20 protein-coding genes are annotated in these 18973 nt (G+C 71.0%); 14 read left to right on the forward strand and 6 right to left on the reverse strand.

All coding sequences use genetic code 11. The annotated features are described in order from the left end of the window. Positions 1-46: 46 nt before the first annotated feature. The 4 genes from EV148_RS06925 to hemB form a co-directional block, all read right to left on the reverse strand. On the reverse strand, positions 47-1549 hold the full coding sequence (locus EV148_RS06925; protein ID WP_241988010.1) for a serine hydrolase domain-containing protein: 1503 nt from the start codon (positions 1547-1549) through the stop codon (positions 47-49). A gap of 173 nt (positions 1550-1722) precedes the next feature. Beyond that, a complete protein-coding gene (locus tag EV148_RS06930) occupies positions 1723-2007 on the reverse strand; it encodes a YkgJ family cysteine cluster protein (protein ID WP_131995612.1) in 285 nt (94 codons plus the stop codon). A gap of 1 nt (position 2008) precedes the next feature. Continuing rightward, positions 2009-2830: a shikimate dehydrogenase gene (gene aroE / locus EV148_RS06935; RefSeq protein ID WP_131995615.1), complete on the reverse strand. Its 822-nt coding sequence runs from the start codon at positions 2828-2830 to the stop codon at positions 2009-2011. Positions 2831-3067: 237 nt separating this feature from the next. Continuing rightward, positions 3068-4057 carry a porphobilinogen synthase gene (hemB, locus tag EV148_RS06940; protein ID WP_199222732.1) on the reverse strand — a complete coding sequence of 330 codons (990 nt, stop codon included), beginning with the start codon at positions 4055-4057 and terminating at the stop codon, positions 3068-3070. A gap of 195 nt (positions 4058-4252) precedes the next feature. On the opposite strand from hemB, the gene EV148_RS06945 reads away from it, so the two are divergent. The 8 genes from EV148_RS06945 (at position 4253) to EV148_RS06980 (ending at position 10093) form a co-directional block, all read left to right on the forward strand. Next, the gene (locus tag EV148_RS06945; protein WP_131995621.1) at positions 4253-4705 is read left to right on the forward strand and encodes an SPFH domain-containing protein; all 453 of its coding nucleotides are present in this window, start codon (positions 4253-4255) and stop codon (positions 4703-4705) included. 72 nt (positions 4706-4777) lie between these two features. Continuing rightward, positions 4778-5449 carry a 16S rRNA (guanine(527)-N(7))-methyltransferase RsmG gene (gene rsmG / locus EV148_RS06950; protein WP_131995624.1) on the forward strand — a complete coding sequence of 224 codons (672 nt, stop codon included), beginning with the start codon at positions 4778-4780 and terminating at the stop codon, positions 5447-5449. Then, a complete protein-coding gene (locus EV148_RS06955; RefSeq protein WP_131995627.1) occupies positions 5446-6228 on the forward strand; it encodes a ParA family protein in 783 nt (260 codons plus the stop codon). Before rsmG ends, EV148_RS06955 begins: the two co-directional genes overlap by 4 nt. Positions 6229-6250: 22 nt before the next feature. Beyond that, positions 6251-7123, forward strand: a complete 873-nt coding sequence (locus tag EV148_RS06960; protein WP_131995630.1) for a ParB/RepB/Spo0J family partition protein — start codon at positions 6251-6253, stop codon at positions 7121-7123. Between the two features lie 105 nt (positions 7124-7228). Continuing rightward, positions 7229-7978, forward strand: coding sequence for a cupredoxin domain-containing protein (locus EV148_RS06965; RefSeq protein ID WP_131995633.1), 750 nt, complete (start codon positions 7229-7231; stop codon positions 7976-7978). Positions 7979-7987: 9 nt separating this feature from the next. Then, positions 7988-8551, forward strand: coding sequence for a sigma-70 family RNA polymerase sigma factor (locus tag EV148_RS06970; protein ID WP_131995636.1), 564 nt, complete (start codon positions 7988-7990; stop codon positions 8549-8551). Beyond that, positions 8538-9263, forward strand: coding sequence for a DUF3379 family protein (locus tag EV148_RS06975; protein WP_131995639.1), 726 nt, complete (start codon positions 8538-8540; stop codon positions 9261-9263). Before EV148_RS06970 ends, EV148_RS06975 begins: the two co-directional genes overlap by 14 nt. Positions 9264-9376: 113 nt before the next feature. Then, positions 9377-10093, forward strand: coding sequence for a glycosyltransferase family 2 protein (locus tag EV148_RS06980; protein WP_131995642.1), 717 nt, complete (start codon positions 9377-9379; stop codon positions 10091-10093). Positions 10094-10364: 271 nt separating this feature from the next. Here EV148_RS06980 and ppc read toward each other — a convergent pair whose 3' ends face one another. After that, entirely contained in the window at positions 10365-13070 is a 2706-nt protein-coding gene (gene ppc / locus EV148_RS06985) for a phosphoenolpyruvate carboxylase (RefSeq protein ID WP_131995645.1), read from the reverse strand. 294 nt (positions 13071-13364) lie between these two features. Between ppc and rpmB the strand changes: the two genes are divergently transcribed. The 3 genes from rpmB (at position 13365) to EV148_RS07000 (ending at position 14518) form a co-directional block, all read left to right on the forward strand. Continuing rightward, a complete protein-coding gene (rpmB, locus tag EV148_RS06990) occupies positions 13365-13601 on the forward strand; it encodes a 50S ribosomal protein L28 (RefSeq protein ID WP_131995648.1) in 237 nt (78 codons plus the stop codon). A 13-nt stretch (positions 13602-13614) separates the two neighbouring features. Further along, on the forward strand, positions 13615-13779 hold the full coding sequence (rpmG, locus tag EV148_RS06995; RefSeq protein WP_131995653.1) for a 50S ribosomal protein L33: 165 nt from the start codon (positions 13615-13617) through the stop codon (positions 13777-13779). A gap of 289 nt (positions 13780-14068) precedes the next feature. Continuing rightward, a complete protein-coding gene (locus tag EV148_RS07000; protein WP_131995656.1) occupies positions 14069-14518 on the forward strand; it encodes a thiol-disulfide oxidoreductase DCC family protein in 450 nt (149 codons plus the stop codon). Between the two features lie 57 nt (positions 14519-14575). Here EV148_RS07000 and EV148_RS07005 read toward each other — a convergent pair whose 3' ends face one another. Beyond that, positions 14576-15781, reverse strand: a complete 1206-nt coding sequence (locus EV148_RS07005; RefSeq protein ID WP_131995659.1) for a DesA family fatty acid desaturase — start codon at positions 15779-15781, stop codon at positions 14576-14578. A 143-nt stretch (positions 15782-15924) separates the two neighbouring features. Here EV148_RS07005 and EV148_RS07010 point away from each other — a divergent pair, with 143 nt between their 5' ends. Genes EV148_RS07010 through EV148_RS07020 form a run of 3 tightly spaced genes read left to right on the forward strand, consistent with a single transcriptional unit; the run spans position 15925 to position 18964 of the window. Then, the gene (locus tag EV148_RS07010) at positions 15925-16857 is read left to right on the forward strand and encodes an ABC transporter ATP-binding protein (protein WP_199222733.1); all 933 of its coding nucleotides are present in this window, start codon (positions 15925-15927) and stop codon (positions 16855-16857) included. Further along, entirely contained in the window at positions 16854-17615 is a 762-nt protein-coding gene (locus EV148_RS07015) for an ABC transporter permease subunit (RefSeq protein ID WP_131995662.1), read from the forward strand. The genes EV148_RS07010 and EV148_RS07015 overlap by 4 nt, the downstream gene beginning before the upstream one ends. Beyond that, entirely contained in the window at positions 17615-18964 is a 1350-nt protein-coding gene (locus EV148_RS07020) for a GldG family protein (RefSeq protein WP_131995665.1), read from the forward strand. Before EV148_RS07015 ends, EV148_RS07020 begins: the two co-directional genes overlap by 1 nt. Positions 18965-18973: the final 9 nt, after the last annotated feature.

Below are 18973 nucleotides of genomic sequence, written 5' to 3' on the forward strand. Positions count from 1 at the left end.
GAAGTGGTTGGCATGGGCACGGGATGGCGGCGCAGCGGGCACGCCGTCAGGGCGCGGCGTCCTGCGCGGCGAGCAGGTCGGCGATGCGTTCGGCGAACAGCCATGCCTGTCCCGGCCCCTGGTTGCTGGTCAGTACGACGTCGGCCTGGCGTTCCCAGACCATTGCGAGGTTCGCGTCCGTGCCCTCGATGCCGCCGGCGTGCCCACGCACGTGGCGGCCGTGCGAAACGCGATCGCCGAAGCCCGCCGCGTAGGCGCCCGGTCCGGCCGGCACCTCGTCCTCGAACATCTTCGCCAGCGTCGCCGGCCGGACCAGCCGGCCTTCGCGCAACGCCTTGGCGAAGCGCAGCAGGTCGGCGTTGTTGGAGTAACCGCCGCCTGCCGGACCGCCCTTGAACGGAATCCTCATCCAGTCCGCCTTCCATTCGCCGGAGAACACGCCGTCACGGAAATACCCGACCGCCAGTTTCGGAACGACTTCGTCGAGCTCGTCGAAGCCGCTGGCGTGCATCCCGGCCGGGGCGAAGACGTGGCGCTCGATGTAGTCGAAGTAATTCTCGCGCGAGACGTTCTCGATGATGCGGCCGAGCAGGACGTAGCCGGCGTTGCTGTAGTTCCAGTCCCTGCCCGGCTCGCCCACCCTGGGCTGGCGCGCGATGAGATCGAGGTAGTCGGTCGTGTCGAGGAAGGATTCGCGCTGGCGGAAGAATTCGGGCACGAGGAAGTCGCCGAGGCCGGCGGTGTGGTGCAGCAACTGCCATACGGTGATCTTCTTCGCCGCCTCGCGGTCGGGATACTCGGGCACCCGCTGCGCGAGCGTGTCGTCCCACGCCAGCTTGCCGGCCTCGACGAGCTGGGCGATGGCGACGGCGGTGAACATCTTGTCCATCGAGCCGATGTGGAATTTCGTCCCGTGGTCGACCGGCACGCCGAAGCGCCGTTCGGCGAGGCCGCGGCATTCGTCGACCACGGTTTCGCCGCCGTCGACGACGGTCACGCAACCGGAGAAATCGCTGGCACGCACGAGCCGGTCGAGCGTGGCGCGGACCAGTCGCGCGAGGTCCTTGCGGGACACCGCAGCCTTCGGCCAACCGGCGTACAGCGCGGGGTCGTCCACCGGCACGATCTCCGCGTGCGCGAAGCGGCCGGGCCGCGCCGCATCGCTACCAAGCACGATGGCCGCCAGGCGACCGCTGCGGCGCGCCTTCACGGTCAGGACGAGCATGCCCTGCTGTTCGTGCGCGTCGCTCAGGTCGACGCCGCCGCTGTCGCGTGTCGCCGCGACCAGGCCGGCCGTGAAACCTGCCCGCTCGGCTGCATCCATGTCCGGCGACAGGATCGTCGGCGCCCAGCCGCGGATCTGCTCGCGGTCACCCGCATTCATGTGCTCGATCAACGCGGCGCCGGCCCTGCCCTCCGGCGTGTCGGGCAGGACCGCTGCGCGTGCGGCGAGGGCCGGGGCGCCGCAGAAGCAGGCGGCGAGCGCGAGCGCGGCGTGCAGGAGGCGCCTGCGGTGGTCGGACGGCACGAGCGGTCTTGCGGTTTTCATCGACTGCACTCCGGACAGGTCCCGCGCTGCGAGGGCCGGACCGTCGTTGGGATGGAAAGCCTGGGTGTCGACCGCGCAACGGCGGTGTCGAAGGCTTGGATGCGTCGAGGGCGGCGCCTGGATTCAACGCCGGGTGGCGTCCGGGCGGAACCCGTCGCGGTCGCCGGGAGTGATCAGCGCGGCCGCGTCGCCGCTTCCAGTGCAGCGAGATGGCGCGTCGCCTCGTCGCGGCTGTCGCCGCACATCGATGGCGAAGGCCGCAGCGACGAGCAGACCGCCGGTCGTTCGGGCCGGCCGAAGATGCGGCAGCGGAAATCGTCGTCGAGTTGCACGCACGGCATGCCGGCGGGTTTGCCGTGCGGCATGCCGGGGATCGGCGAGGAGATCGACGGCGCGATGCAGCAGGCGCCGCAACCCGCGCGGCAGGCGAATGCCTCGGTCGAGGCGGCCGCCGTCATCTCAGCCGCGCGCATCGAGCATGGCGCGCACCTGCTCGTGCACGGGCGTGGTCTCGGGACGCACGCCGTGCCAGCGTTCGAACGATTCCGCCGCCTGCTCGACGAGCATGCCCAGGCCGTCGTGCATGGCACGCGCATGCGCGGCACGCGCCGCGGCGAGGAACGGCCGTGCCGCCCTGCCGTACGAGAGGTCGTAGCAGGCAGCCGGCGTGGCCCCGGCCGCGAGCGGCCAGTCGAATGCGTCGCCCGCGTGGCCGGCGGAGGTCGCATTGACGACGAGGTCGAACGCAGCCTGATGCCGCAGCGCGTCCCACGCACACGTGCGCGCCGGCGGGCCGAGCACGTGGGCGAGCGCCTGCGCGCGCGCCGCCGTGCGGTTCGTGACGACGAGTTCGCGCGCACCCGCGTCGAGGAACGCGAATGCGGCGGCGCGCGCGGCGCCACCCGCACCGAGCAGGAGCACGCGCAGGCCGCGCGCATCGATGCCGTGCCGGGCGAGGTCGCGCAGCAGCCCGACTCCGTCCGTGCTGTCGCCCGCCCAGCGTTCCCCTTCGCGTAGCAGCGTATTGACGCTGCCGCAGCGCCGCGCGCGATCGGACAACGCATCACACAGCACGACCGCGTCTTCCTTGAGCGGCAAGGTCACGTTCGCACCACGCCCGCCGTCGCGCGCGAACGCCTCGAGCGTCGCCGCGAACGTCTCGCGCCCGGCCTCGATCGCGCGATAGTCGATCGCGATGCCGAACTGCGCGCCGAATGCCGCATGGATCCGCGGCGACAACGAATGCGCGATCGGCTGTCCGAATACGGCGTAGCGGTTCATCTGGTGTCCTGAGGGAGAGGATGCCAGGCAGAAGCCTGAAACTCGAAGGACGCGAAGAAAAGCGGAATGGGAAAAAACAGCTTGAAGCAGGAAGCAGGTGCAAGGGAGACCTTTCCTTGTTCGAAAGCGTTTCCTCCGTGCTCCGTGTTTCAACCCTTGAATTCCGGCTCTTCCTCGTGTCCTTCGTGCTTCAATCTTTCCGCTTTCGGTCCTCGCGCCGTGCCCGGCGCTTCCCTGTCAAGCCCGCAACCAGCGCGCGGCGTCGAGGGCGAAGTAGGTGAGGATCGCGTCGGCGCCGGCGCGGCGGATGCCGGTGAGGGCCTCGAGCACGCAGGCGCGCTCGTCGAGCCAGCCGTTCGCGAACGCGGCCTTGAGCATCGCGTACTCGCCGCTGACCTGGTAGGCGAGCGTCGGCACGCCGAAGCGTTCCTTCACGCGCCGCACGATGTCGAGGTACGGCATCGCCGGCTTCACCATCACCATGTCGGCGCCTTCCTCGAGGTCGAGCGCGACTTCGCGCAGCGCTTCGTCGCCGTTGGCCGGGTCCATCTGGTAGGTGTACTTGTTGCCCTTGCCGAGGTTGCCGGACGAGCCGACCGCGTCGCGGAACGGGCCGTAGAATGCCGACGCGTACTTCGCCGCGTAGGCGAGGATGCGCGTGTTGACGTGGCCGTCGACCTCGAGCGCGGCGCGGATCGCGCCGACGCGGCCGTCCATCATGTCCGACGGCGCGACGACATCCGCGCCGGCCTCGGCGTGCGAGATCGCCTGCTTGACGAGCGCCTCGACGGTCGCGTCGTTGACGACGTAGCCGCGGTCGTCGACGAGGCCGTCCTGGCCGTGGGTCGTGAATGGATCGAGCGCGACGTCGGTGATCACGCCGAGCTCGGGCAACGCCTGCTTGAGCGCCCGCACCGCGCGCTGGGCGAGGCCGTCGGGGTTCCAGGCTTCGCTGGCGTCGAGCGACTTCGCCTCGGGCGGCGTGACCGGGAACAGCGCCAGCGCGGGGATGCCGAGGCCGTGCGCCTGTTCGGCGAGGCGCACGAGACGGTCGATCGACACGCGTTCGACGCCGGGCATCGACGGGATCGCCTCGGCGACGTCGCGGCCTTCGCGCACGAACACCGGCAGGATGAGGTCGGACGGGGTGAGGTCGGTTTCGCGCATGAGCGCGCGCGAGAACGCATCGCGGCGCATGCGGCGCAGGCGGGTATGAGGGTAGGCCATGGGTCGCGGGATCTTCGGAACGGCGAAATCACCATTGTACGCGGGCGTCCGCAGTGCCCATGCGGCATGGCGTCACGCTGCTTTCGCGCCGCAACATGGAAAACTGTTAAGCAATCGTTAGTCCTTCGGGGCGTATCGTGTTCAAGTGCCCTGCCATACCGCTGCCCCGATAACAAGAACGCTGCAGAGAACACGATGTCCCCGATCCTGATCGCCGCGTTGTGCGGGATGGCCCTGCTTGCCGCCGCGTGCGTCCGTCGCATCCCCCAGGGCCAGGTCTATACGTTGCGCACCCGTGGGGGTCGCGTCCGCACGCTCGGTGCGGGCCTGCACGTCGTGTGGCCGATCGTCGAGCGCGTCGCGCACAAGATCGACCTCGGCGGCGCGACCGTCGCCGTGGACCAGCTGCACCGCGGCGCGCAGGACTTCCGCGCCCTCGTCTACTTCCAGGTGCTCGATCCGCAGCGCGCCGACGTCGTCATCGACGATCTCGAGGGGCTGCTCAAGGTGACCACGCGGCGCCTTTTCGACTACGCGGTGCTGCCCGACGAGGCCGAAGCCCGCCGGCGCTGGCTCAAGCAGTCGCTCAACAGCGAACTGCGCGAGCGCGGCCTGCTGGTCGCCCGCGTCGACCTCGCCGCCGCCTGAAGAACCGCCGGCGCGGTGGATTTTGCGCGCCCGCGCGCGGATACTGCGCGCCCCCGTATCGTTGCGACCGCCATGGCTGACCGCGATTCGCTGCGGCAGCGCCTCGGCGCGGGTCTCGCAGCCCTCCGACTCGACCTGCCCGACGCCACCGTCGAGCGCCTGCTCGATTACGTCGACCTGCTGCACCGCTGGAACACGACGTACAACCTCAGCGCCGTGCGCGATCCGGCCGACATGGTCACGCGCCACCTGCTCGATTCGCTCGCGATCGTGCCCTACGTCACCGGTGCGACGCTCGCCGACCTCGGCAGCGGGGCAGGTTTGCCCGGCATCCCGCTCGCGATCGTCGCGCCCGGGCGCGCCGTGACCCTGGTCGACTCGAACGGCAAGAAGACGCGTTTCCTGCGCGCGGCCGTGCGCGAACTGCGCCTCGCCAATGTGAGGGTCGCCGAAGCGCGCGTCGAGGCCGTGCAGGGTCGTTTCGACTGCATCACCGCGCGCGCGTTCGCGACCCTCGCCGACATGCTCGCCTGGGGCGGCCACCTGCTCGCGCCCGGCGGCCGCTGGCTCGCGCTCAAGGGGCGCCATCCGCAGGACGAAATCGACGCGCTGCCGGCCGGGTTCACGGTCGAGGCGGTCGTGCCGCTCGCCGTCCCCGGTTTGGAGGCGGAGCGCCACGTGGTCATAATCAGGGGTTCCGGCGCCGACGGCCCGGACCGACAGGAACGGGTGGTACGGGCATGACGCGCATCATCGCGATCGCGAACCAGAAGGGCGGCGTCGGCAAGACCACGACCGCGGTCAACCTGGCCGCGGCGCTCGCCGAGGAAAAACACCGCGTGCTGCTGATCGACTTCGATCCGCAGGGCAACGCGACGATGGCATCGGGCGTCGACAAGCGCACCGCCAAGCCGAATGGCTGCGAGGTGCTGCTCGACGAGGCGCCGATCGAGCGCGCGATCGTCACCACCGAAGGCGGCTTCGACCTGCTGCCCGGCAACGGCGACCTCACCGCGGCCGAACTCAAGCTCATGGATGCGCTCGCGCGCGAGTCGCGCCTCAAGGAGCAGATCGCCAAGCTCGGCGACCGCTACGAGACGGTGCTCATCGACTGCCCGCCGACGCTGCACCTGCTCACCATCAATGCGCTCACCGCCGCGCACGGCGTGCTGATCCCGGTGCAGTGCGAGTACTTCGCGCTCGAAGGACTCACGAGCCTGCTCGACACGATCAAGGCGGTGCGCATGCGCCTCAATCCGCAGCTCGAAGTCGAAGGCCTGCTGCGCACGATGTACGACGTGCGCAACAACCTCGGCAACGAGGTGTCGCTGCAGCTGACCAAGCATTTCGGCGACAAGGTGCTGCGCTCGATCATCCCGCGCAACATCCGCCTCGCCGAAGCGCCGAGCCATGGCAAGCCGATCAACCTGTACGACCGCGAATCGCGCGGCGCCGTCGCCTACCTGGGCCTCGCCGGGGAGATGCTGCGGCGACACCCGGCCGGTGTGCCGGCGACGCACTGACGACGCACGAGGAACCGCACGCATGGCAGCCAAGAAACGCCCCTCAAGCCTCGGCCGTGGCCTCGACGCCCTGCTCGGCGGCGGCGGTGACGCACCGGCCGCCACGGTCGATACCGAGGGCGAGCTGCGCACGCTCGGGATCCATGCGATCCAGCCGGGCAAGTACCAGCCGCGCCATCACTTCGACGCCGAGCCGCTCGAGGAACTCGCCGCGTCGATCAAGGCGCAAGGGCTGATCCAGCCGGTGGTCGTCCGCGCGATCGGTGCCGATCGCTACGAACTCATCGCCGGCGAACGCCGCTGGCGCGCGGCGCAGCAGGCCGGTCTCGGCGAGATCCCTGCACTCGTTAAGGTCGTGCCCGACCAGGCCGTCGTCGCAATGGCGCTGATCGAGAACATCCAGCGCGAGGACCTGTCGCCGCTGGAGGAAGCGCAGGCGCTGTCGCGCCTCATCGACGAATTCGGCCTCACCCACCAGCAGGCCGCCGAAGCCGTCGGCCGCTCGCGCGCGGCCGTGTCGAACCTGCTGCGCCTGCTCGAGCTCCCTGCCGAGATCAAGCGCCTGCTCGACGACCGTGAACTCGAGATGGGCCACGCACGCGCGCTGGCGACCCTGCCGGAAGCGCGCGCGGTCGCGCTCGCGCACGTCGCGGTCGAGAAACGCTGGTCCGTGCGCGAACTCGAGGACGCGGTGCGCCAGTCCGCCGGCGACCCCGCGAAACCGGCCAAGCCCGCGGCGAAACCGGATCCGAACATCGTGGCGCTCGAGCGCGACCTCGCCGAGAAGCTCGCCACGCGTGTGCGCCTGGCCCATGCGCGCAACGGTCGCGGCAAGCTGGTCATCCACTACCACAGCCTCGACGAGCTCGACGGCATCCTCGAGCGCATCCGCTGAGGACTGGGGCCGAGCGGGTTCCTCCACGCCGGATCTCGCGGGAGACGCAACCCGCACGCGCCATTCCGGAACCCACGGGGACCGCCACCCCTGGGGAGTTCCGCCATGCGCCGTACCGTTCTCGCCGTTGCCGCCACCCTCGTTTCCGCTCCTGCGTTCGCCGCAATCCATGACGTCAGCGTCGGCGGTGCCGCCGGCCTCGCCTACAGCCCGTCGAGCCTGACCATCAGTGCCGGCGATACCGTGAGGTTCACCAACGCGGGCGGATTCCACAACGTCGTTTCCGACGACGACGCCATCACCGAGTTCCGTTGCGCGGCCGGATGCGACGGAGAGGGCGGAAACGGGTCCCCGACCAGTTCGCTCTGGGTCGCCGAAGTCACCTTCCCGACCGCCGGCACGATCGGCTACCACTGCGAGGTCCACGGCAGCAGCGGCGGCCTCGGCATGGCCGGCACGATCGTCGTCGAGGCCGCGGCGCTGCCGATCGTCGAGGTCGCCCCGGGCGAGGTGAGCGGGTCGGCCGAGGCCGGCGGCAGCGCCAGTACCGGCTTCGAACTCGCCAACACCGGCGGCGCGACGCTGGACTGGACCCTCGACACCTCCTCCACCGGCTGCAGCGCCCCGGTCGACGTGCCGTGGATCGTGCTCGCGCCGACCTCGGGCTCGATCACGCCGGGCGCCACCGCGGCGAGCATCGACGTGACCCTCGACGCGTCGAGCCTGACACCGGGCGCCTACAATGCGAACATATGCGTGCACAGCAACGACGCGGTCCACGACCCGTTGACGCTGCCGGTCAGTTTCACCGTCAATACGCCCGACCTGATCTTCGAAAACGGCTTCGATGGGTGATCCTCGCGCATGACGGAAGATGCAAGCCAGGACGGCAATCCCCGGTCTGTTGGGATGGCGGTCAACCGCCAGCAACAGTTCGAGGCTCTCGTGCGCGCGCATTCGGGCGAGCTCTACCGCTACGCGTACTGGCTCTGTGGCCAGGACGCGCTCGCGCAGGACCTGGTCCAGGAGACCTTCCTGCGCGCGTGGCGCTCGCTCGACGCGCTACGCGACGACATCGCGGCGAAAGCCTGGCTGGCGACGATCCTGCGACGCGAACACGCGCGCCTGTACGAACGCAAGCCGATGCCGACCACCGATATCACCGACCTCGAACTCAGCGATGATTCGCCTGGCCCTGAACACCGCGGCGAGGACGCGGTGCTGCGCGCGGCGATCGCCAGGCTCGAACCGAAATACCGCGAGCCGCTCGTGCTGCAGGTGCTCGGCGGGTTTTCCTGCGCCGAGGTCGCCGCGCAGCTCGGCATCAGCGAATCGGCGGTGATGACCCAGGTTTTCCGCGCGCGCCAGAAGCTGCGCGCGCTGCTCGACGGCAAGGAACCGGAGGCGGAGCTGCATGGACTGCCTTGAGTTCCGCCGCCTGCTCGGCAGCGATCCCCATGTCGGCGCCGCCGACGCGCGTGCACACATGGCGACGTGCAGCGACTGTGCCGCCCTCGCCGCCGACGCGCAGGCGTTCGAGGCGCGCCTGTCGGCCGCGCTCGCGGTACCCGTGCCCGAGGGTCTGGCCGAGCGCATCCTCGCCGCGCGCCCCGAGGCGACGGTCGAGCCGTTCCAGCCGCGCCGCCGCCTCGCCTGGATCGCCCTCGCCGCGGCGGCGAGCGTGCTGCTCGCGGTCGGCGTCGCGCGCCATCGCCAGTCGACGAGCCTGCGCGCGATGGTCGCCGCGCACGTGACCGCGCCCGACGAGCACGCCGCGCTCGCGATGGTCGCGCCGGTACCCCAGGCCGAGGTCGAGCAGGCCTTCGCCGATCGCGGCGTCAAGCTCGCCGACGTACCGCCCGAAGTCGCCTACGTCGCCGAGTGCGGGATCGGCCGCTGGCGCAGCGTGCACATGGTCAGCGCGGGTGCGGACGGCCCGGTCAGCGTCGTCTACATACCGCGCGACCGCGCGGAGAAGGCGACCGCGTTCCATCGCGCCGGCCTGGTCGCGCGCGAAGTGCCGATGGGCGACGGTACCCTGTTCATGCTCGCCGCATCCGACACGCGCTTCGACGCACTCGAGCACGCGTGGCGCAACGCGCTCGAAGGCCTGCCGGCGGTGGCGTCCGGCAGCAACTGAGCGGCGCCCGCGCGCGCTGCCTGCGGCAATTGCGCGCAGGTTCGCGCAGCCGGAGCCGCCGCCGCCGGCAAAACCGGCGATAATGCGCGCCTTCCGCGAAGCGATCCGACGTCATGCCCGCATTGTCCGTGGTCGTGCCCGTTTTCAACGAGCGCGACAACATTCCGCCACTGCTCGCCGAGATCGCCGCGGCGCTGCGCGGCCGCGTCGATTTCGAGATCGTCTACGTCGACGACGCGAGCAAGGACGACAGCCTCGCCGTCCTCGCGGCGGCCAAGGCCACGTACCCCGAGCTGCGCGTCGTGCGCCATCTCGCGCAGAGCGGGCAGAGCACGGCGATCCGCAACGGCGTGAAGGCCGCGCGCGGCGACTGGATCGCGACGCTCGACGGCGACGGCCAGAACGACCCGGCCGACATCCCGAAACTGCTCGCGATGCGCGACGAGTCCCCGGCGACGATCAAGCTCTACGCCGGCTGGCGCGTGAACCGGCAGGATTCGGGCAGCAAGCGCTGGGCGTCGAAGTGGGCGAACGCGATCCGCTCGCGCCTGCTGCGCGACGACACGCCCGACACCGGCTGCGGCATCAAGCTGTTCGAGCGTGCGAGCTTCCTCGATCTGCCCTACTTCGACCACATGCACCGCTACCTGCCCGCGCTGATGCAGCGCGCGGGCTGGCAGGTGAAATCGGTCCCGGTCAACCACCGGCCGCGTGGCAGCGGCGCTTCGAAGTACAACAACCTCAACCGCGCGCTGGTCGGCATCGCCGACCTGCGCGGCGTCGCCTGGCTCATCAAGCGCTCGCGGCGGACGGCGACAGAAGAGATCTGATTCGCGTGGGGCGGGCCGCGATGCCCTCGCTCGCACGAACGCTTGCCGCTCTCCCCGCAGGAGGCCACCTTGAGGGCCACCGCAGCATCGCAACGCGCCGGGGCGCGACGCTCGCGCAGGGTGCGCTCATACAGGTGATGGCGCTTGCGTGGGAGTGACTTCGGTCGCGATGCCCTCCGATTCGCTCTGCGGCCCTCGCCCTGCGTCACTCGCCCCCGGCCCTCGGCCTTCGAGGGCATCGCGGCTTCCGCCGCCCACGGAAGAGGAGCGGTCACCCGGTGTTCTGCAGCGCCTGGGCCACGCCATGCACGCTCGATACGAGCGCGGCGAACACCGCGTCGTCGGGCGAACCCGAGTCACGCCAGCGCTGCAGGAGGTCGACCTGGATCAGGCTGATCGGGTCGGTGTACGGGTTGCGCAGGCGGATCGACTCGGCCAGGCGTGGATCGTCCGCGAGCAGCTGGCCGCGGCCGCGCAGGCGCAGCAGCCAGGTGGCGGTGCGCTCGAACTCCGCGGCGATGCGCGGAAAGAACGTGTCGTGCAGCGTCCCGGCGAGGCGCGAGAAGCGTTCGGCGATGTCGAGGTCGCACTTGGCGAGCAGCATCTCGAGATCCTCGACGAGCGTGCGGAAGAACGCCCAATCGCGAGCCATCTCGGCGAGCAGGGCCTCGTCGCCACGCGCGGCGGCGCGCTCGAGCGCGCTGCCGACGCCGTACCAGCCGGTGAGGCCGGCGCGGCACTGCGTCCAGGCGAACACCCAGGGAATCGCGCGCAGCGACTCGACGCCGCCCGAGCCGCTGCCGCGTCGGGCCGGGCGCGAGCCGAGCGTCATGCGCTCGATCACGTCGATCGGCGTTGCCCGCCGGAAGTACTCGACGAACCCGGGCGTGCCCGCGACGAGTTCGCGATAGGCCGCCGCGCCGTCGGCGGCGAGCGCGTGCATCGCCTCGCGCCAGCGCGCTTCGCGCGGTTCGGCCGCGCGCGGTCGCAAGGTCGCGACGAGCACCGCACCGACCGCCTGCTCGAGGCTGCGCAGCGCGAGCGCGCGGATGCCGTACTTCTGGTGGATCACCTCGCCCTGCTCGGTCACGCGCAGGCGGCCGTCGACCGCGCCCCGCGGCGCGGCCATCACGCCACGCGTGACCTTGCCGCCGCCACGGCTGATCGAACCGCCGCGGCCGTGGAAGAACGTGAGCGTGATGCCGTGCATGCGCGCGATCGACAGCAGCTCGACCTGGGCACGCTGCAGCGACCAGCGCGCGGCGAGGATGCCGCCGTCCTTCGCGCTGTCGGAGTAGCCGAGCATGATCATCTGCCGGTCGCCGCGCGCGGCGAGATGCGCGCGATAGACACGGTCGGCGAGCAAGGCGGCGAATGTCGGCGGGGCCGAACGCAGGTCGTCGATCGTCTCGAACAAGGGCGCCACGTCGAGCGGTACCGTGCCGCGCGCGTCGACCAGGCCACCTGCACGCGCGAGCGCGAGCACCGCGAGCACGTCGGCGGCGCAGCCCGCCATGCTGATCACGTAGGCGCCGAGCGCGGCGTCGCCATGGCGCATGCGCGCATCGGCGAACGCGGCGAAGACCGCGGTCGCCTCGGCGAGCACGTCGGCACCGTCGCGCGGCTCGAGCGAAGCCGTGCCCTCGGCATACGGCGCGATCGCGCTCGCGCGCGCCGTCGCGTCGCCGGGGAGCGTCCCGAGCGCTTCGGCGAGCGCCGCCGCGTGCACGCGCGAATCCTGGCGCGCGTCGAGCCGCGCGAGGTGGAAGCCGAACGTCGCGATGCGCCGCTGCAGCCGCCGCACGGCGAACCAGCCTGCATGCACGCCCGCGTGCGCGCGCAGGCTGTCCGCGACGAGGCCGATGTCCGCGGCGAACTCCGACACGTCGGCATAGCCGCCGGGCGCATCGTGCGCGGTCGCCGCGAGCCGCGCGCCGACGAGCTGCAGCAGGCAGCGATACGGCATGTTCTCGTGGCGCGGGCGGATCTTCGCCGCGGCGTCGGGCAGGCGTTCGCGATAGGCCGCGAAGCGCGCGAGCACCGCCTCGTCGACGCCGACGCGGTCCAGCGTCTGGGTCAGCAGGCGCGCGAGTTCGGCGCATTCACGCCGGTAGGCACCGAGCACGACCCGCCGCTGCTTGCGCAGCGCGGCCGTGATCGTCGCCGCACCGACATTCGGATTGCCATCCATGTCGCCGCCGACCCACGAGGCGAAGCGCACGATGCGCGGCAAGGCGGGGCAGGTGCCGTAGACCTCGGTGATCGCCCGTTCCAGCACTTCGTAGAACACGGGGATCACGCGATAGAGCGGATCGGACAGGTAGAAGTCGACGTGGTCGAGCTCGTCCTGCACGGACGGGCGCACCGGCGACAGGTCGGCGGTCTGCCAGCTGCTGGTCAGCGCCATGCGCAGGCGCGCCCAGTCGACGGCACGCTCTGCCGCGGTGCGTGGACCGGTGAAGTCGGCGACGAGCGCGCGCACGATCTCCTGTTCCTTTTCGAGCAGGGAGCGGCGCGAGGCTTCCGTCGGATGCGCGGTGAACACCGGTTCGACGTCGATGCGCGGAAGCGCGTCGAGCAGTTCCGCCGCGCCGACGCCAGCCGCGCGCAGGCGAAGCAGCACGTCGTGCACGCCATCGGGTTGCGGCGCGGCGCCGGCGAGCTGGTAGTCGCGACGGCGGCGGATCCGCTGCACGCGCTCGGCGATGTTGACGACCTGGAAGTAGGTCGAAAACGCGCGGCCGAGCGCATCGGCGTCGGCCGCCTCGAGCCCGGCGAGGTGCCCCGCCAGGCGCTCGATGCCTTCGCCTTCGCCGCGGCGTCGGATCGCTTCCGTGCGCGCGGCTTCGACGCGCTCGTAGAACGCCTCGCCGGCCTGCTCGACGAGCAACTCGCCGACCAGCCGCCCGAGGCGGCGCACGTCCTCGCGCAGGGCGGGGTCGGTCGGTTCGAATGCCGTCTCGCGCGTCGTTGCCACGGTTTGCCGGCTCCGCTTCGGGGAATCGTGGACTCTACCAGTGCGGAGCGGGCCGCCGTCGGGCTCCCGCGCGGGGTCGCACGGCGAGGCGGACCACGGCCCGCTTGCCGCAAGCCGCTGATTCCGCTATAAAGCGCGGCTCCCTGCGCCTTTCATCGCCCTTCGGGCACGCGGATCCCGGCATGCGGTCCGCCCGCGTCGATCGGCCAGGAGCTTCCAGCACCGCATGGCGCATCGTCGCCGCTGGGCCGCCGCCGTCCTGGCCAAGGTCGGCACCGAGAATCCGAGGTTCGCATGTCCAGAATCTGCCAAGTCACCGGGAAGGGCGCCCTTTCCGGCAACAACGTTTCCCACGCCAACAACAAGACGCGGCGCCGCTGGCTGCCGAACCTGCACGAGCGCCGCTTCTGGGTGCCGAGCGAAAACCGCTGGGTGAGCCTGCGCGTGTCGAGCCACGGCCTGCGCACGATCGACAAGAAGGGCATCGAAGTCGTCATCGCCGAACTGCGCAAGCGCGGCGAAAAGGTCTGAGGAGGACAACACCATGGCATCCAAGCGCGACAAGATCCGTCTGATCTCCTCGGCCGGCACCGGCCACTTCTACACCACCGACAAGAACAAGAAGAACACGCCGGAAAAGATGGCGGTGAAGAAGTACGACCCGGTCGTGCGCAAGCACGTCGAATACAAGGAAGGCAAGATCAAGTGACGCGATGGCGCCTTCGCGCACGCGCGAAGGCCCCTTGCGCCATCCGGCGAAAGCCGGGATCCAGCGCCTTCAGTATCACGAAAAGCCCGCCTCCATGGCGGGCTTTTCGTCTTGCGGTTTGTTCGCGCTGCCGATTCCAAGGAGCCGGATCCCGGCTTTCGCCGCGATGACGAAGCTTCGGAACTGCACGCCCGATCGGCGAAGGGGCCGCAGCAGTGTTTCCTTGCACGCGCCTCAGGCAGCATCCCGACCGATGGAACCGACCGACCTCCCGCACCCCGCGCAGTGAATGTCCGCCACGCGCGGCAGCAAGCCGGCGGAGCCGGCGACAGTCCCTGCCGCCGGTGACGCGATCCTCGTCTACGACGGCGTCTGCCTGCTGTGCAGCCGCTGGGTGCGTTTCGTGCTCGCGCATGACCGCGCCCGGCGCTTCCGCTTCGCCTCGATGCAATCGGCGAACGGTCGCGCGCTGCTGCGCGCGCACGGGCTCGATCCAGATGATCCGAACTCGCTGCTGTTGCTCGAACGCGGGCATGCGAGTACCGACAGCGAAGCGATCCTGCGCGTGCTCGCCGGCTTCGGTGGTGCGTGGCGCCTGGCCGGCGTGCTGCGGCTCGTGCCGCGCATGATGCGGGACCCGGCCTACCGCTGGCTCGCGCGCAACCGCTACCGCTGGTTCGGCCGCAGCGATGCCTGCTGGCTGCCCGCGCCGGAGCATGCGGCGCGCTTCCTCGACTGACGCGCAAGAAAAAGCCCGCACGCGGCGGGCTCGTTCGAACACGTCGATATGCCGCCCTCAGGCGGTTTCGCCCGCGAGGCGATAGCCCTTGAGACGCGCGGCGAACTCGGCGAGCGTGCGGATGCCGGTCTGCTCCGCCTCGCGGCACCATTCCTTCAGGCCCTCGAGCATGCCTTCGGCGTTGCGGCCATTGCGCTCGGTGAGCTCGGCCAGGCGCGCGCGGAACTCGCACACGGTGCGCAGCTGCGGATGCTTCTCGGTGAACGCGGTCATGCGTTCGCGCGACGCCGCGTCGAGCCAGCGCCCGCCGTTGCCGAGCGCCTTGCGCAGCTTGCGCGGCAGCGCCTTGATGCCGGCGCCGGCGTTCGCGGCTTCCTCGCGCAGCGTCGGCGCGATCACGCCGCGGAAGTAGTCGCTCATGACGTGGAAGCGGTGCGACAGCAGCGCCTTCACGGTCTCGGTGTCGGGCAGGTTCATGTTCGGGCGCACGTCGAGCGCCGGCGCGACGCGCAGCACCTTGGCGAGGCCGAGCTTCTCGAGGCCGCGGATCGCGACCCAGCCGATGTCGAATTCCCACTTGCGCAGCGCGAACTTCGCCGAGCTCGGGAACGCATGGTGGTTGTTGTGCAGCTCCTCACCGCCGATCCAGAAACCCCACGGCGAGACGTTCGTCGAGGTGTCGGCCGACTCGAAATTGCGATAACCCCACCAGTGGCCGATGCCGTTGACGAAACCGGCGGCCCAGAACGGGATCCACACCATCTGGATCGCCCAGATCACGCCGCCGACCGCGCCGAACAGCGCGAGGTCGATGATCGCCATGAGGGTCGGGCCCCAGTACGGGTGGCCGCTGTAGAGCACGCGTTCGATCCGGTCGTCCGGCGTGCCGCGACCGTATTTCTCCATGTCCTCGCGGTTCTCGCTCGCCTCGCGGTACAGCTCGACGCCTTCCCAGAACACCTTGCGGATGCCGTACACCTGCGGGCTGTGCGGGTCGTCTTCGGTCTCGACCTTCGCATGGTGCTTGCGATGGATCGCGACCCATTCCTTCGTGACCATGCCCGTGCTGAGCCACGACCAGAAGCGGAAGAAGTGCGCCACGACCGGGTGGAAGTCGACGCCGCGATGGGTCTGGCTGCGATGGAGGTAGAGCGTGACCGCGAAGATCGTCAACTGGGTCACGACCAGCAGGTAGACGATCCAGGTGCCCCAGCTCGCCTGGGTGAGGCCGCGGGCGGCGAGGGAAATCAGTGTATCGGACATGGACTTGCGCAGAACCCCGGGAGGAGATGGCCACTATACGCGCACTCAGGTGGGGTCGCCATGCGACTGCGTCAACGTTTGCGATCGCGATCGGCGCGTTCAGGCTTGCCGCCGCCGGGCCGATCCCCTAACAATCGAATGTCGTGACGTCCCCCGCGCCCACCCTCGCACTCGTCCACGCCGGCCGCCGGCTCGCCGGCCGGGCGGTCGTGCGCGGGCTCGATCTCGAGCTCGCGCGCGGCGAAGTGCTCGGCCTGCTCGGCGTCAACGGCGCCGGCAAGACGACCACGCTGCGCATGATCGCGGGCGTGCTCGCGCCGACATCCGGCAGCGTACGGTTGGCCGGCGAGGACCTGTACGAGCAACCCGAGCTCGCGCGCCGACGCATCGGCTACCTGCCGGAGACGCCGCCGTTGCACGCCGAACTCGACACGGTGGAATACCTCCGCTTCTGCGCGCGCCTGCACGGCGTCGCCCGCGGCGCGGTCGCGGCGGCGGTCGAGCGCGCGATCGAGCGCTGCGAACTCGGCGAGTTGCGCCGGCGACCACTCGGCGCGCTGTCGAAGGGTTACCGCCAGCGCGTCGGCCTCGCCCAGGCGATCGTGCACGAACCCGAGCTCATCGTGCTCGACGAACCGGCCTCCGGGCTCGACCCGGTGCAAGCGCTGCGCCTGCGCGAACTCGTGCGCGGCCTCGGCCGCGAACACGCGGTCGTGCTGTCGACGCACGTGCTGCCCGACGTGTCCGCGTGCTGCGATCGCGTGGCGATCCTGCATCGCGGCGAGCTGCGCCACGTCGGCGACGTGCACGCGTCGGCGACGACGTCGTTGCGCGTCGGCGTCACGCGCGCGCTGCGCGCGGACGAGTGGCGCGCGCTGCCGATGGTCGCCGCGGCCGAACCGCTGGACCTCGCGCACTGGCGCGTCGAACTCGCGCCCGGTAGTTCGATCGACGCGTTCGCCGCCGCGGTCGTCGCGCAGGGCTTCGGCCTGACCGCGCTCGGCGCCGACGCGTTGCCACTCGAATCGACCTTCCTCGCGATCGCCGCGAGCGACGCGCCGGCCGCCGCCGCATGAGCGCGACCTGGCTCATCGCCGGCCACGAATGGCGGCGCCTGCGCGCGCAGCCGTTCGCGTGGACGCTCGCCGCGATCGTGCTCGCGTTCATGGCCTGGCAGTTCCTGCTCGCGCTGCAGGCGTTCGTCGACCTCGCGCCGAAACTCGGCGGGCTCAAGGACGCGCCCGGCGTCACCGACCTCGCCGCGATCCCGCTGCTGCGCAGCCTGTCCAACCTGCTGCTGCCGCTCGTACCACTCGTCACCATGCGCGCCTTCGCCGGCGAGCGGCGCGCCGCGACCTTGCCGCTGCTGCTCGCGAGCGGCGCCGGCAACCTGCGCATCGTGCTCGGCAAGTTCGCCGGCGCGTACGGCTACGTGCTCGCGCTCGTCGTGCTCGTGGCGGCGATGCCGCTCGCGCTGGAGGTCGGCACGGCGCTCGATCTCGGCAAGATCGCCGCCGCGCTGCTCGGCCTCGCGCTGTTCGCCGCGGCGCTGACCGGGATCGGCGTGGCGTGCTCGGCCTGGGCCGCGCAGCCTGCCCTCGCCGCGGCCGCGGCTTTCGCGATCGCGGCGCTGCTCGCCGTCGTCGATGCCGGCGCGCGCCTGCAGGGCGTGGCCAACTCCGGCATCAACTATCTCGCGCTGCCGACGCACCTCGAGCCGTTCTTCCGCGGCATCGTCGCCAGCGTCGACATCGGCTACTTCGTGCTCGTCGCCGCGGTCGCGCTCGCCCTCGCGACGCGCCGCCTCGATGCGCTGCGCGGGAGCGCCGACTGATGCGCGAACGCCTCGGCGATGCGGTGTACACGCTGCTCGTGCTGGTCGCGGCGGCGCTGCTCGCGTTCCTCAGCACGCGCTTCGGTTTCTCGCGCGACTGGAGCCACGGCGAGGGCGCGAGCCTCGGCGCCGGTTCGCTCGCCGTGCTGGAGACGCTCGAGGGCCCGGTCGAGGTGACGAGCTACGCGAGCCGGCAGGGCGGCCTGCGCGCGGTCGTCGCCGACTTCGTCGACCGCTACCGCCGTGCCAAGCCCGACCTCACGCTGCGCTTCGTCGATCCGGATGCCGATCCCGCGGCGATGCGCGCGGCCGGCGTCAGCGTCGACGGCGAACTCGAGCTGCGCTACCGCGATCGCAGCGAGCGCCTCAAGGTGCTGAGCGAGGCAGAGTTCTCGGGCGCGCTGCTGCGCCTGTCGCGCACGCGCGAGCGCATCGTCGCGTTCCTCGAAGGCGACGGCGAACGCCAGCCGCTCGGCAAGGCGAACGCCGACCTCGGCACGTTCGTCGCCGCGCTCGGAAGCCGCGGCGTGCGCGCGGTGCCGCTGCCGCTGGCGGGCATGGGCAGGGTGCCGGACAACGCCGACCTCGTCGTCGTCGCCAATCCGCAGGTCAAGCTCGATCCGTCGGTCGCCGCCGCGCTCGTCGCCTGGGTCGACGGCGGCGGCGCCCTGCTCTGGCTGACCGAACCCGGCGAGGACGCCGGCCTCGACGAGCTCGCGGGCGCCCTCGGCGTGCGCGTGCTGCCAGGCACGGTCGTCGACGGCAACGGCCAGGCGTTCGGCCTGTCCGATCCCAGCTTCGTCGCGATCAACACGTATCCGCCATCGCCGGTCACGCAGGGCTTCGCGCTCACCACGCTGCTGCCGCAGCCCGCCGCGCTCGCCCGGCTCAGCGATGCGCACTGGGCGGTGCAACCGCTGCTGCGCTCGAGCGCGAAGTCGTGGAACGAGACCGGCCACATCCCGAAGGCGGGCGAGAACGCCGACACGGTGCGCCAGGACGCGGACGCCGGCGAGATCCCCGGTCCGCTCGACCTCGCGTTCGCGCTGACGCGCGTGTCGCCGCGGCCGGACAAGCGCGAGCAGCGCGTCGTCGTCGTCGGCGACGGCGACTTCCTCGCCAACAGCTACCTCGGCAATGGCGGCAACCGCGAGTTCGGCCAGCGCGTGTTCGACTGGCTGCTCGGCGACGATGCGCAGGTCGCGGTGCCCGACCGCAGCGCACCCGACCGCGAACTCGCGCTCTCGCAGGCGGCGCTGACGCTCATCGCCGTGCTCTTCCTCGTCGCACTGCCGCTGCTGCTCGTCGCGACGGGGATGCTGGTCGCGTGGCGTCGCCGGCGGCGCTGACACCGGCGC

This window comes from Dokdonella fugitiva (genome assembly GCF_004342425.1).
Taxonomy (GTDB): Bacteria; Pseudomonadota; Gammaproteobacteria; order Xanthomonadales; family Rhodanobacteraceae; genus Dokdonella_A; species Dokdonella_A fugitiva.